The following is a 13136-nucleotide window of genomic DNA, read 5'->3' on the forward strand; positions in this document are numbered from 1 at the left end:
GTTTGTTTGTAGTAAGGACTTTAGTCCTTGAAGCTTTACGATCAACGACTTTAGTCATCACTACTAACACTACTAACCAGTGAAGCATCGACTTCAGGACTGACGCAAGCGCGTTGCCAGAAACAAAGGTGAAGACCGTCGAGATCGAGTTGACAAACCAACGATTTTTCGGATCGCCCTTTGTTTCTTTGCGTTTACCCCGGTTTGAGCAAATCAAATACTTGATTCACAGTCAGCGCCAATTCCAAAAATTCTGGAACGGGTAATCTTTGCTCTAGATTCAACTCTCTAGGTTCTTCTCCGGGAAGAAACGCCAGAACTAATCTTTCTTCTGGGTCGATAAACCAACCCAATTTAGTCCCGTGCCTCAAGCAGTGCAGAATATTTCTAATAACTTTCGTTGCATTTTGCTCTGGAGATACAATTTCAATTGTCCAATCTGGATGAATTTCAAATGAATTTGATACTTCCCCATTCGCATCAAATGGAATTCGTTCCCAACAAAATACGGTCACATCTGGTACTATTGAACGCCCGCCGAAAGTACAGCGCAGTTCTGGAAAAGCCAGCGCTATTTTTTGTGATTCAGCCACTTGATTGACTGCATCGCAAAGCTTGAATTGGAGCCGAGAATGCTTACCTTGTGGCATGGGTTTTTGGTAGATGCGACCGTTAATAAATTCGCTAGCAGGCTTTGTTTCTGGTAGTTTTAGAAACTGTTCTAACAGCATCGGCAGGCTTTGTGTACTTGCCATTTCCCCTCGCCTCCTTGCTCAAACTAAAAAGATTAACTTTCCTTGGCTAAAGTAGAACCGATTGCCACTTCTTCTTCAATCGCAGGTGTCTTTAGTTGCTCCAAAATCTCGATCATTTCTCGCTCAAACGCCACCTGCGCCCGATTGGTTCTTCCTCCTACGTAAAGACTTCCATCTTGTTGCAGCGCCCAAATCTGCGAGTGGGAAACATAACTCATCATCACCCCCACCATCAGTAAGCCAAAACCCAGATAAACAATCGGAATACCCGGATCGGCTTTTATTTGCAAACCCGTGCTGCCGACGACTTCATCTATGTATAATTTTACGCCATTAACCTCCGCAAACATACCTGCGCGGACGGTGGTTAACAGCTTCCCGGCTGTGTCGTAAATTAGCAGCGTTCCCTGTAAATCCTTGGCTAAAAGCGATACGCCCTGGCTCAAATCGGGTTTAGTGGGAATCCAAGTTCCCCAGAGGCGTCCCTTACCGCCAGTTTCCAGGGGAGCCATTGGTAGCTCTAACACGGGGCTGTTATTCAAGCGAAAGCGAATGCCTGCGATCCCCCAATCTGTTTGGTAAAAAGTTACACCTCTGTAACGCAGGGGTTTGTTAACGTAAATCGTTTCGCGGTCGATTTCTTTTCCCCCGTTATCGACAACGGATAAATCCGAATAGAATTGGTCAATTGACCCTTCTGCCGTGTAATCGATCCAAAAGCGATTAACTTTTACCGACCAATCTTTAGGAACTTGCGGCGCAGCCATTGGCCCAGCATCGAGTATATTTTTTACCTGGAACGTAGTACCGCTCTTGATCATTTCTTGAGCCATAAAACCAGTCAGCGCGCCCCAAATTGCCCCAGCCAAAATGATTAGCATACTAGCATGGACGACAATCGGGCCGATGCGTCCGACAATACCTTTACGGGCATATAGCTTATTGCCTTCTTGGAAGACTTTATAGCGGCGCTGCTGCAATGCAGGTTCTAAATTAGCAAGCATTGCCCTATCGAGTTCTGCACTTAAAGCTAACTTTTCAAATTGGCGGGGTTGGTCGTAAAATTTCCATCGACGCGCTGCCTTTAAGGCGGGAAATTGGCGCGTAAAAGTACAGGCGGTTAAACTGCTGCCAAATAAAATCAGAATAGCCAAAAACCACCAAGTGCGATATACGCGATCTAAACCCAAGAATAAGAGAACCTTCCAAGAGAGGAAGCCAAACAAAGCCGGGTCTTCCGGGTAGTTAGACTGGTAGAATGCCAGAGATTGACCCTGCTCGATTACCGTTCCGGAGATACTGAAAACAGCGATCGCCAGCAGCAGCAAAATTGCCAGCCGCAAATCCCCTAACAACGGCAATAATTCGCGCTGAAATAGGCGTTGGAGTTTGGTAATTGGCGATTGTTCGTTGGTAATTGTCATTTTTTTCTTATTTTTACCGTTCTCAACGATTTGCTTGGGATCGCACCTATAGGACTGACGCCCAGAAACCGGGTTGATATGAAAAGAAATTTACGCAGAAACTTTGGTGATAGGTGAGTCGTGCGTAAGTCCTGACCTGGAAGGCGCGGGTTTATTTAAGGTATTTGTGAAACCCGCTCCTACAACTTTCTTTCCCTCAGGACCCAGGCAAAGAAACCGGGTTTCTCTGAAAAATCGTCGCAAGAGAACTAGAGATCGACGCAGAAACTTTGGTGATAAGTGAGTCGTGCGTAAGTCCTGTCCCTCTGCCTCGTTTCACCCATTAGCCATTAGCTATTAGCTATTAGCCATTACCAATTAGGAATCCGCATTAACAGCGAAAATACACCAAATCCCACGAGCATTGCACCGCTAACGGGATTAATCCAACTCGACCACTGGCGTAACTCTAGCAGCTTTTTGATCGAAGCGGTAAAAGTCCCGGCTAAGATTAACGGTGCTACGTATCCAGCGGCGTAAAGCAACAGAAAAATACCGCCTAAAATTAAATCTTGCGTCGAAGCTACCCAAGCGAGCAAAGTTGCCAAAACGGGGGTGCTGCAAGGAGAAGCAACCAAACCAAAAGTTAAACCGAGTAGATAGGAACGTACTCCCGCCGGTAAATCGCTGGAAATCCACTCGCTACCGCCAAAAGAGGGAAATTGCAAAGGAATTGCTTCTAATAAGTTTAGACCCATTGCGATCGCTACAATACTGGCAATAATCGGTAATCCAATTCCCACTTGTCCGTAAACGCGCCCCAGGAGCGCTGCTAGGATGCCTAACCCAGCTAACGTGGTTGCCAATCCCAACGCGAACCAAGTAGACTGAGCAGCAGCACTAAAGCGGCTTTTGGCTTCATACCCGCCGATATAGCCGATCGTGATCGGCAACATCGAAAGCATACAAGGTGTCATGCTGGTCAGCAAGCCAGCGGCAAAAATAACACCAATGCTAACCCCGCTGAGATGGTTTAGCTGAGAAGAAACTAGGGTGTTAGCAAGTTGTTGGAGTTGGTAAAGGTAGGTAGAGAGAGTTTCTAACATGCGGCAGGTGGTTTGAAATGCCCATACAGCTTGAATTGTAGCTTATTGGGGGATCCTGCGGCCGACAAGGGTTATTCTGAACGAGGGGATCGCCAACTGCAACTTTCACCCCAGCTAACTGCGATATCTGTGCAACTTGCGCTCGCCACGAGCAAAAACACCTCAATCCCAGTTCCCAAGCTGCATTTACGGTAATGAGTGCGAAGGCTGACCGGAAAACTTGATGTTAAAATATCAGGATTGAACAATTTTACCAACTAACAAAAAATTTTCCGGCGATTTATTATTGGCTCAGCTTTTAAACTCCGCAAAATTCTTGGTGCATCTTACATGACTGTAAATTTCAGAACCGATCTAGCTTGTCGGCATCCTTAAAATTGTTAACAGTAGTCTGCTGATTAACACTCGCAAGTGGATTTTTTTTATCCCTATCCATATTCCACATTAGGTATGGAATGCCAGCAGACGCAATAGCTTTCACCACGCAGAGAATTACTTGATATTGCGCCATTTTTCCCAATTTGTACCCAAGTCAAGGACAATTGCTAATCGTGAGTAGTAAAAGCAAGGCATTTCGACCCAGCATAAATAGCCTGCGATAAACAGCCTTATGGAAGCATCATTTGAACTTACCCTACAGATCGTCATCGCCATTGTCGCAGGCATTGGCGCTCAGGTTCTAGCAGCATTCCTCAAAGTTCCCAGCATCGTCTTCTTGCTGCTATTCGGCATTTTGTTGGGTTCGAGTGGTTTAAGTATCCTACACCCGAACTGGCTCGGAACTGGTTTAGAAGTGATAGTCGCCCTCAGCGTCGCCGTAATTCTATTCGAGGGCGGTCTTAATTTAGAATTGCGCGACTTGGGGCGCGTTTCCGCTCCTCTCCGCAACCTCGTCACCTTCGGCACTTTAGTCACCCTGCTCTTAGGCGGCATGGCGGCGCATTGGTTAGGCGAGTTTCCCTGGCCGATTGCGTTTCTGTATGCTTCTCTAGTAACGGTAACCGGACCTACTGTAGTCAGTCCCCTGCTCAAGCATGTAAAAGTAGACCGACAGGTATCAACCCTGCTTGAGGGAGAAGGCGTTTTAATCGACCCCGTAGGCGCAATTCTGGCAGTCGTTGTCTTAGACACCATCTTCACCACCCACGCTTCTCCCGTAGAAGCGATGACTGGATTATTCCTGCGACTGGGAATTGGCGGGGCGATCGGCGCTGCCGGAGGCTGGTTATTGGGATATTTTCTCAAACGCGCCCATTTTTTATCAGAAGAACTGAAAAACCTGGTGGTTTTAGCCGGTTTGTGGGGCTTGTTTGGTTTGGCTCAGTTTATTCGCAGCGAATCGGGATTGATGGCAACCGTGCTGTCGGGAATTGTTTTGAGAGCTTCTTCTTTGCCGGAAGAAAGATTGCTGCGCCGATTTAAGGGACAGCTAACTACCCTGGGTGTCTCCGTCCTGTTTATTTTGCTGGCGGCAGATTTATCGATTGCCAGCGTGTTCGCTTTGGGGTGGGGTAGCTTGTTTACCGTTTTGGTGCTGATGTTTATAGTCCGCCCGATTAGCGTTAGTTTGTGTACCCTCAACAGCGACCTCAACTGGCGACAAAAACTATTTGTCAGTTGGATTGCCCCCAGGGGAATTGTTTCGGCGTCGGTTTCTTCCCTGTTTTCCATTCTGTTGACCCAAAGAGGAATCAACGGTGGCGACGCGATTAAAGCTCTGGTGTTTCTCACCATCATGATGACGGTAATTTTGCAGGGGTTGACCGCAGGCTGGGTCGCCCAATGGCTTAAAATTACCTCAAAAGAAGCTACAGGCGCGGTAATAGTTGGTTGCAATCCCTTGGGTCTATTGATTGCCCGCTTGTTTCAAGATCGCGGCGAGTCAGTGGTGTTAATCGATACCGACCCCGAAGCTTGCCGACAAGCTGAACAACAAAATCTCAAAGTTTTCTTGAGTAGCGGTTTGGATACGGGGGTTTTGGAAGAAGCAGGACTGGCATCGATGGGCACATTCATCGCCATGACCAACAACGGCGAGGTGAACGTAGTGCTGGCGCAGCGAGCCGCAGAAGAGTTTAATCCACCCCGCGTCCTAGCAGTATTTCCCCGCGATCCCCAAGCCAGTACGGCATCAAATCATGTCAATCAAGCATTTGTTCCCCAGTTTCCCATCAAAACCTGGAATCAGTATATCAATGAGGGTAATGTAAAATTGGGAACTACGGTAATGAAGGAACAGGCGCTTTCGTTCCAGCAGGTTCACCTTCAGGCGCTGATCAATTCTGGCGAGTTAGTGCCGTTATTAATCGAACGAGAAGAGCGCCTGTTAGTCGTACCAGCAGCAGAAGAGTGGAAAGTAGGCGATCGGATTATCTACCTGTTGCACGATCCCAGACCGAAATTGCTCAAGCGCTTATCCGGCGCGAGTCCATCCTCTCGTTTGGTGTTAGAAAAGTTACCCGAAGTTGAAGAAGTACCAATTCCTGCTGCTGCTTTGGAAGTTCCGTTCAAACAAGTTTGAATCGGTAATGGGTAATGGGTAATTGGTAATTGGTAATCGAAAAGAATTACCCACTACAGCAAAGAAACCCGGTTTTTAGGAAAAATCGTCTCCGAAAAAACCGGGTTTCTGACCCCGCGTGCCTAAGTCCCGCTGGAAAAGAATTACCCACTATTCCCTTTTCCTAAGCCAAATACGACACCCAAGCTGGCAAAATTTCCGGCGAACCGTACCAAATTCCAGCGGCTCTGGGGGAATGCCTGACACCTTCGACCACTAAATTTTCTGCCCCTGCCAAATGGGCGGCTTCAATTGGCGTGATACCATCTCCCCAAGTATCCCCCCGTCCGCAGGTTAATTGATAACTGCTGTAAGCTAACCAACTGCCTCGGCGTCTGACACCGAAGATAGACTTACCGGCAACGCAGACATATCGAACTTGGGGGTAAAATGCTCCGGGATAGTTTTTGTTGACAAAATCCAGATTCCGTTTTGTCCAACGTTCCTTGCTCAAGTGGGGAGTTCCCAAGGTTATGAGGTTAGCAACCCTGGGGTGAGCGTACCACAAGCACTCTGCTGCCGTCGCGTCGCCGTGAAACATGTAAGGCTTTTCTCCCAAGTAGATGCGGGAAATCCAACCGCCTGCCGAGTGACCGATCAGGTTAATCTGAGAACTGTTGTGTTGCTGCAACATCTGTTTGACCGTGGGGTGGAGTAGTTGCAAAATCGGTAGCATCGACCTTCCCCCCACAGTAGGTAACCAATCTCGTTTCCGCAGCGGTACTATCGCGGTGGGAAAACCCAGATCCTGGAGAGATTGTTCTAAAGGACGGTAAGCGATCGCGCCTTCCAAATAACCAGGTAAAATCACAGTCGGTAATGGCATTTCAGATTTGAGAAAAGAGAATTTGTAGCAAATGTTCCCTGTATTGGATTGGTTTATCCCATATTTCATAGTTTGATACACATACCAGATATCCAGTTAAACTGGCACAAGTAAAGCAGAGAGCAATTTTCCCACCGCAGTAACCGATTATGGCTCGCGAACCAATTCCGACTGCCTATTTTGCCTTGGTTGTTGTTCGTTGGGAAAACCGCTTTCTGATGGTTCACGAGCGCCAGCACGGTCAGTTATGGCATCTACCCGCGGGTAGAGTTGAACCGGGAGAACCTTTGGTAGATGCAGCAAAACGAGAAACCTGGGAAGAAACCGGAATTCGAGTGCAAATAGAAGGTATTTTGCGGATTGAGCATAAACCCGGTGACGCTCCTACACCTCCCTACCCTTGTAGGTGTAGGCTTCTGGGACACCTCTTTGGGGAACTTTAGCACACTCTTGCCTGTCGCTGTTATCATGAATATTGAAACACGGTAAGGTCGATGCCATGTATAGAGCAGTCAAACTCAGAATCTATCCCACGGTTGATCAGGAAGCTTATCTTGCTCAATGTTTTGGCAATACTCGTTGGTTGTGGAACTACATGCTTAATCTCACATCAACACAGTACAAAGAAACAGGGAAAGGGTTGTCTAAGGCTGCGATGGACAGGTTGCTGCCCGGATTGAAAAAGGAATACGAATGGTTGGGACTCGCTTATAGCCAAGTGCTACAACGGGTCACATTCAACCTTTCCAGTGCTTTTGTCAACTTCTTTGAGGGTAGAGCTAAGTATCCAAACTTTAAGTCTAAGTTTGGTAAGCAATCTATTCAATATCCACAAAACGTGAAGCTTGAGGTTGAGAGATCCACGATTAAGTTCCCCGGTCTGCTAGGTATTGTTTCTGCTGTGTTTCACCGAGAGTTGCCTGATGCTAAGTTCACAACCGTAACGGTTTGCCGACAAACTGATGGGCGATACTACGCTTCCATTTTGTTCGACCAAATTGATGAACCCGTCGTAGCCGTTAATCAAGCGATTGGGGTTGATTTGGGACTCAAGAACTTTGCTATCACATCGGAGGGGTCTAAGTACGATCTCCCTAAAAAACGATTGGCAAAACTGGAGAAGAATCGGAAACAAAAGCAAAAGAAGCTTGCTCGGAAGACTGACAAGAAGAGTGGTAAGCGCAAAAAAGCTCATAGACAAGTTGCTAGAGTATCCAGCAAGATTGCCAAGATTAGAGAAGATTTTCTACACAAGCTATCTCGCAAAATAGCCTACGAAAACCAAGTAATTTGTGTGGAAGACCTTGCAGTGAAGAATCTGGTCAAAAATCATAACTTAGCCAAGGCAATTAGCGACATTGGCTGGGGGATGTTTCTGACGATGTTGAAGTATAAGGCCCAGAAGTTTGGACATCAGTATGTTGAGGTTGGGCGGTTCTTCCCTTCATCTCAACTCTGTCACGTCACGCTTCTACCAATCCCCATCCTACAACGCGGCTATGATTCGCTTGATGTTCGGGTTGTGGATTGTCCTCACTGCAATGTGCAGCACGATAGAGACGTGAATGCTGCTATCAATATCAAGAATGAAGGTTTGCGACTTTTGGCGTTAGGAACTAGCGCTTCTGCCCAAGGAGGGAGTGTAAGACCAAAGATGCCTGGACGTAAAAAATCTGTGGTATCGGAGGCAACTGCCGATGAATTGGGAAACCCACACCATACCCAATAGGGTTGGTGTGTGGTAGTTCACCCGCTTGAGTTGCTGACTGGTGAGGGGATGCCTTTTAAGTTATAGTTTGTAATCTTGTTGAGCGATCGCAATGTCAGTCACCAAGTGAAAACAGGTATCCTCTACGGTATTAGTGTTGGCCCCGGCGACCCGGAGTTGATCGCCCTCAAAGGACTGCGGTTGCTTCAAAGCGTCCCTGTAGTAGCCTTTCCAGCAGGTGTACGGGGCAACCCAGGCATGGCTGAGCAAATTGTCGCCCAATGGCTCAATTCCACTCAGGTGCAACTAGCTTTAACTTTCCCTTACGTCCAGGATGACGCGGTTCTTTCCTCTGCATGGCAGGTAGCGGCAGAACAAGTCTGGCAATATCTCGAACAAGGTCAAGATGTAGCTTTTGCCTGTGAAGGCGATGCCAGTTTTTACAGCACCTTCACCTATTTGGCACAAACGCTACAACTTTTGCATCCGGAAGTCAAGGTGCAGGTAGTTCCAGGAGTTTGTTCGCCGATGGCGGCGGCGGCAGTATTGGGACTGCCTTTAACAATGCGCGGTCAACGTTTAGCCGTATTACCGGCTATTTATACCGTGGGAGAACTAGAAGCGGTTTTAGATTGGGCGGATGTAGTGGTATTGCTCAAAGTAAGTTCGGTATACGAGCAAGTTTGGCAAGTATTGCAGCGGCGGAATTTATTAAATAGCAGTTATGTGGTAGAGAGAGCAACCCTACCCAATCAGGCGATCTATACTAATTTGTGCGATCGCCCAAATCTCCAATTACCCTACTTCTCTTTGCTGCTGATACAAGTCAGATCAACGAATTTTAGAGTTTAGATTTGAGATTTTAAATTGAAATCGGCAATTTTTCTGCCCTATGACTATGTTCGACACCGAACCCACTCCATCCCAGTCTGACACCTCACCGCTACTGACCGTGTTGTTCACCCTAATTTCGCTGAATTTACACGGACTGGTTTGGGTTTTTCAGCCAAAATTGCCCATTTCTGCCACAGCATCATCGGATGAACGCCGCGTCAAATTGGTGCAGTTAAGTCCAGGAGAAATGCGACGCATCAGCGAATTTACTCGCCCATCGCTGCCATTACCGCCCCAAATCCAAACAGGCGCACCCAATACCTCTGGGGGTCAGGAACCCGTAAGGTCTAATATACCCCTGCCAGAACCCCCCAGCAAACCGCTTCCCGCCCCAAAACCAGCACCGAGAGCAACGCCTACACCAATTCCCACCCCAACACCAACACCCACAGCAACGCCTACACAAATTCCTACCCCAACCGCAACCGCGCCCCCAAGGTTCCAAGATAGCTGGCTCAAGTCTCGTTACGGCTATAATCAGGCCGGGACGACAGAAGCTGAAGAAAGGGAAAAACTCGATGCCTGGTTGAGAAACAACAAAAGATTTTCCAGAAGGATTATCCCACGCCCGCCCATCCCTCACAGCATTGCCTCTCCTGTAGGCGAGAAGCTACCAGATACAACTCCTGCTGGCGTCGCCGTGTTGGTATCCCCAAGGGGTAAAATTACGGGTGAGCCAGAGTTAATTCGCAGTACTGGCTACCCTAAGCTAAATCAGGCAGCGATAGAAGATATCAAGCAGCGATCGTTTCCCGCAACGGGAGAGTATGTGGCGTACCAGTATCGCGTCGAGATCGAGTCCAACAAGTTACCTTCCCCGCCAACTAATTTACCTTCAAATCCAACCCCCACCCCCAATACTTGGAATTTCCCCAGACCCCAACCGAAAAATTAGATTCTGTTTGGTTTTTTCAGTAGGGGCAACTTCTCAAACCTGCTATGAGACCAATATCGAGAGCGAGAGGTTTCTGCTAATGGCGAAAAAGCGAACGCATCCCTCCCACCCTACAAAACCAAGAGCGGCGGCATATACCCCACCTGCGATTTCTGATGCTGAGTTATTTCGACCCCAGCCACAAACATCAACCGTGCCAAACGTATTGGCAAGCGTATTTTCACTGACTTTACACGGAATGCTCTGGGTTGTTCCACCTATATTTTCGATGTCCAGACAAAAACCCGATTTCCAGCGAACCGTTGACTTAGTGCAGTTAACGCCAGCAGAAATCAGTCGCATACAAGAATTTTCCGCGCCAGTACCAGTAGTCTCTTTGCCGCCTCTGCCACCCCCCCTGCCTCCTACCGATGTGTTGCCGCCGCCGCCTTCTCCACCACAGCCACCTTCTACCCAAATTTTAGAACGGCAGGAGGAATTAGTGCGTCAGCAAATAGTACAAAAACAGCAAGAATTTTTGCAAAAACAACTGCAACAACAAGAAGAATTATTTCAACAGCGAATGCGACAACAGGAAGAATTACTGCAAAAGCAAAAGTTGGAACAACAGGCAGAATTGCGCCGCGAGTTGGAACGAGAAAAGCAACGCCAAACCGAACAAATGCGACAGGAACTGGAACTAGAAAAGCAGCGCCAAGCACAACAATTGCGACGCGAGATGGAACTAGAAAACCAACGCAAAGAACAATTGCGACAGCTGCAAGAACAGCAACGACAGGCAGAATTAGAACGGCTGCAACAGCAAGAAAAGGAACGCCAACAAATATTGGGGAGACAGATCGAGGAAGAAAAGAAACGGCAAGAAATATTTCGACGGCAGCGGGAATTGGAAGTTTTAGATGAATGGGAGCAACAAGAAAAATTGATAGGTCAGCTTCAGAAACAATCGCAGCCTCAGCAAAAATTAGAAGCTCTCAAGCGGATATACAGTTACAATGCCGATGGCACAACCTTGGAAGCTCTCAGAACTAATTTGATTACCTTCTATCAAAAAATCCAGCAGTTGGCGGGGGACCAAAAAAATTGGAATCAAGAAAAAATATCGATACGCCTTGTGTCTCCCATCAAACAGAAACTGCCCGATGTGACTCCCGCTGGCGTCGCCTTGTTAATCGATGAAAATGGAAATTTATCAACCGATCCTCTGTTAACTCGCAGTACTGGCTATCCCGCACTAAATGAGGCAGCAATAAAGGCAGCAATTGATGATGTTAAAAAGCGTTCCTTTCCACCCGCTGGCGAGAAAAAGATCTACCAATACGAAATCGAAATCGAGCAAAATAATGAAGCTTCGCGTTAAAGGGCATTTCTCAGGAGATAATAGACCCTGGGATATTTGCTAGCTGGAAATCGATGGATTTTTATGACCGTAGCTTCATCGTTTGCAGACCAACTGCGCGCTTCTTCTGAAAGATTATTTCACCTGCTGCAACAGTTTAACCAAGCCAGGGTACTCGTGGTGGGCGACCTTACCTTAGATGAGTTTCTCACCGGACAAGTCGAGCGCATTTCCCGCGAAGCCCCCGTTTTAATTATCCGCCACGAACATACCCGACAAGTGCCGGGAGGTGGGGCGAATGCAGTCTATAACTTAGCCAAGTTGGGCGCTAAGGTAAAAGTAGCTGGATTGATCGGAAAAGACGACCAAGGACAAGCACTGCGGGGCATTTTTGAGCTGGCGGGAATGGATACCAGTGGCATGTTAATCGATCCAGACCGTCCGACAGTGACCAAAACCAGGATTTCCGGTCATGCTAGACAATCGGTGACGCAGCAAATCGTGCGGGTAGACCGAAAATCCGATCAGTTGCCAGATCCAGATTTACAGTTGCAGCTAGCAGATTATATCCGCTCCCAGGTGGGAAAGGTGGATGCGGTGGTTTGTTCCGATTATGGGGATGGGGTGTTTACTGCGCCTGTAATTGAAGCGGTGTTAGCCCATTCTCGGACAATTGTAGATGCCCAAAGCGATTTGCAACGTTATGCGGGGGCGACGCTGTTTACGCCGAATTTGCCCGAAGCAGAAAAAGCGGTAGGATATGCGATCTCTTCCCCCCAATCTCTCCGCCAAGCTGGATCTGACCTCCTCCATCTCACCCAAGCACAGCAAATCCTCATCACTCGCGGTGAAGAAGGCATGAGCTTATTTAACCGCACCGGAGAAGAAAACCACATCCCCGCCTTCAACCGCACCGATGTTTTCGATGTTACCGGCGCAGGCGATACCGTAGTAGCCGCCCTGACTTTAAGTTTGTGTGCTGGTGGTTCATTTTGGCAAGCCGCCGTTTTGGGTAATTTAGCCGCCAGCATCGTCGTCAGAATATTTGGCACCGCAACAACTACACCTAATGAAATGAAAGCAGCTTTGCAGGCATTGCTGGATGAAGCTGAGTAGGAACGCGGCAACGATCGTTGGAACGTTATCAAGTTACGTTCCTAGAGTTAAATTTTAAGGAAAACCAGGATAGGAAAAGTAGGAAAAATAGGAAAACAGCACTACGCAAAGAAACCCGGTTTCTCTGCCACATCCTCGCTTTGCCAGGGAAAGATCCCAGCAAGAAACCCGGTTTCTCGGTAGGGGTTTCTCTGCCACATCCTCGGTTTGCCAGGGAAAGATCCCAGCAAGAAACCCGGTTTCTCTGCCACATCCTCGGTTTGCCAGGGAAAGATCCCAGCAAGAAACCCGGTTTCTCGGTAGGAAGAAACCCGGTTTCTCTGCCACATCCTCGGTTTGCTAGGGAAATATCCCAGCAAGAAACCCGGTTTCTTTCCCAGATCCTCGGTTTGGCAAGCAAAGATGATAGGAAGAAACCCGGTTTCTCTGCCACATCCTCGGTTTGCTAGGGAAATATCCCAGCAAGAAACCCGGTTTCTTTCCCAGATCCTCGGTTTGGCAAGCAAAGATGATAGGAAGAAACCCGGTTTCTCT

The 13136-nt window shown here is 47.8% G+C and carries 12 protein-coding genes; 7 read left to right on the forward strand and 5 right to left on the reverse strand.

Annotation, left to right across the window (positions count from 1 at the left end; genetic code table 11):
- Positions 1-194: 194 nt before the first annotated feature.
- The 3 genes from ACE1CM_RS15595 to ACE1CM_RS15605 form a co-directional block, all read right to left on the reverse strand.
- Entirely contained in the window at positions 195-755 is a 561-nt protein-coding gene (locus ACE1CM_RS15595; RefSeq protein ID WP_374878426.1) for a Uma2 family endonuclease, read from the reverse strand.
- A 32-nt stretch (positions 756-787) separates the two neighbouring features.
- Positions 788-2179, reverse strand: coding sequence for a cytochrome c biogenesis protein (locus tag ACE1CM_RS15600; RefSeq protein ID WP_374878427.1), 1392 nt, complete (start codon positions 2177-2179; stop codon positions 788-790).
- A 350-nt stretch (positions 2180-2529) separates the two neighbouring features.
- A complete protein-coding gene (locus tag ACE1CM_RS15605; protein ID WP_374878428.1) occupies positions 2530-3264 on the reverse strand; it encodes a cytochrome c biogenesis protein CcdA in 735 nt (244 codons plus the stop codon).
- Between the two features lie 610 nt (positions 3265-3874).
- Between ACE1CM_RS15605 and ACE1CM_RS15610 the strand changes: the two genes are divergently transcribed.
- On the forward strand, positions 3875-5785 hold the full coding sequence (locus ACE1CM_RS15610; protein ID WP_374878429.1) for a cation:proton antiporter: 1911 nt from the start codon (positions 3875-3877) through the stop codon (positions 5783-5785).
- A 163-nt stretch (positions 5786-5948) separates the two neighbouring features.
- On the opposite strand, the gene ACE1CM_RS15615 is transcribed toward ACE1CM_RS15610, so the two are convergent.
- Positions 5949-6650, reverse strand: a complete 702-nt coding sequence (locus ACE1CM_RS15615) for an esterase/lipase family protein (protein WP_374878430.1) — start codon at positions 6648-6650, stop codon at positions 5949-5951.
- Positions 6651-6799: 149 nt separating this feature from the next.
- Between ACE1CM_RS15615 and ACE1CM_RS15620 the strand changes: the two genes are divergently transcribed.
- From ACE1CM_RS15620 to rfaE1, 6 genes are all read left to right on the forward strand, one after another.
- Complete coding sequence (locus ACE1CM_RS15620; protein WP_374878431.1) at positions 6800-7093, forward strand: NUDIX domain-containing protein; 294 nt, start codon at positions 6800-6802, stop codon at positions 7091-7093.
- A gap of 56 nt (positions 7094-7149) precedes the next feature.
- Complete coding sequence (locus ACE1CM_RS15625) at positions 7150-8379, forward strand: RNA-guided endonuclease InsQ/TnpB family protein (RefSeq protein ID WP_374878432.1); 1230 nt, start codon at positions 7150-7152, stop codon at positions 8377-8379.
- Between the two features lie 75 nt (positions 8380-8454).
- Positions 8455-9210 carry a precorrin-2 C(20)-methyltransferase gene (locus ACE1CM_RS15630; protein WP_374878433.1) on the forward strand — a complete coding sequence of 252 codons (756 nt, stop codon included), beginning with the start codon at positions 8455-8457 and terminating at the stop codon, positions 9208-9210.
- A gap of 40 nt (positions 9211-9250) precedes the next feature.
- Positions 9251-10147 carry a hypothetical protein gene (locus ACE1CM_RS15635; protein ID WP_374878434.1) on the forward strand — a complete coding sequence of 299 codons (897 nt, stop codon included), beginning with the start codon at positions 9251-9253 and terminating at the stop codon, positions 10145-10147.
- Positions 10148-10226: 79 nt separating this feature from the next.
- Complete coding sequence (locus ACE1CM_RS15640) at positions 10227-11507, forward strand: hypothetical protein (RefSeq protein ID WP_374878435.1); 1281 nt, start codon at positions 10227-10229, stop codon at positions 11505-11507.
- 63 nt (positions 11508-11570) lie between these two features.
- Positions 11571-12602, forward strand: coding sequence for a D-glycero-beta-D-manno-heptose-7-phosphate kinase (gene rfaE1, locus ACE1CM_RS15645; RefSeq protein ID WP_374878436.1), 1032 nt, complete (start codon positions 11571-11573; stop codon positions 12600-12602).
- A gap of 101 nt (positions 12603-12703) precedes the next feature.
- Here the strand turns inward: rfaE1 and ACE1CM_RS15650 are convergent.
- Positions 12704-13136 (reverse strand): hypothetical protein (locus tag ACE1CM_RS15650; RefSeq protein ID WP_374878437.1); only part of this gene is annotated, 433 nt, incomplete at its 5' end.

Origin of the sequence: Microseira sp. BLCC-F43, from assembly GCF_041929235.1 — a bacterium.
GTDB lineage: Bacteria > Cyanobacteriota > Cyanobacteriia > Cyanobacteriales > Aerosakkonemataceae > Microseira.

What these genes read in the sequence shown, in the direction of transcription:
- ACE1CM_RS15620 (WP_374878431.1), top strand. Translation starts at nt 6,800, where the DNA reads ATGGCTCGCGAACCAATTCCGACTGCCTATTTTGCCTTGGTTGTTGTT.
- ACE1CM_RS15635 (WP_374878434.1), top strand. Translation starts at nt 9,251, where the DNA reads ATGACTATGTTCGACACCGAACCCACTCCATCCCAGTCTGACACCTCA.
- ACE1CM_RS15640 (WP_374878435.1), top strand. Translation starts at nt 10,227, where the DNA reads ATGGCGAAAAAGCGAACGCATCCCTCCCACCCTACAAAACCAAGAGCG.
- ACE1CM_RS15595 (WP_374878426.1), bottom strand. Translation starts at nt 755, where the DNA reads ATGGCAAGTACACAAAGCCTGCCGATGCTGTTAGAACAGTTTCTAAAA.
- ACE1CM_RS15625 (WP_374878432.1), top strand. Translation starts at nt 7,150, where the DNA reads ATGTATAGAGCAGTCAAACTCAGAATCTATCCCACGGTTGATCAGGAA.
- ACE1CM_RS15600 (WP_374878427.1), bottom strand. Translation starts at nt 2,179, where the DNA reads ATGACAATTACCAACGAACAATCGCCAATTACCAAACTCCAACGCCTA.
- ACE1CM_RS15610 (WP_374878429.1), top strand. Translation starts at nt 3,875, where the DNA reads ATGGAAGCATCATTTGAACTTACCCTACAGATCGTCATCGCCATTGTC.
- ACE1CM_RS15615 (WP_374878430.1), bottom strand. Translation starts at nt 6,650, where the DNA reads ATGCCATTACCGACTGTGATTTTACCTGGTTATTTGGAAGGCGCGATC.
- rfaE1 (WP_374878436.1), top strand. Translation starts at nt 11,571, where the DNA reads ATGACCGTAGCTTCATCGTTTGCAGACCAACTGCGCGCTTCTTCTGAA.
- ACE1CM_RS15605 (WP_374878428.1), bottom strand. Translation starts at nt 3,264, where the DNA reads ATGTTAGAAACTCTCTCTACCTACCTTTACCAACTCCAACAACTTGCT.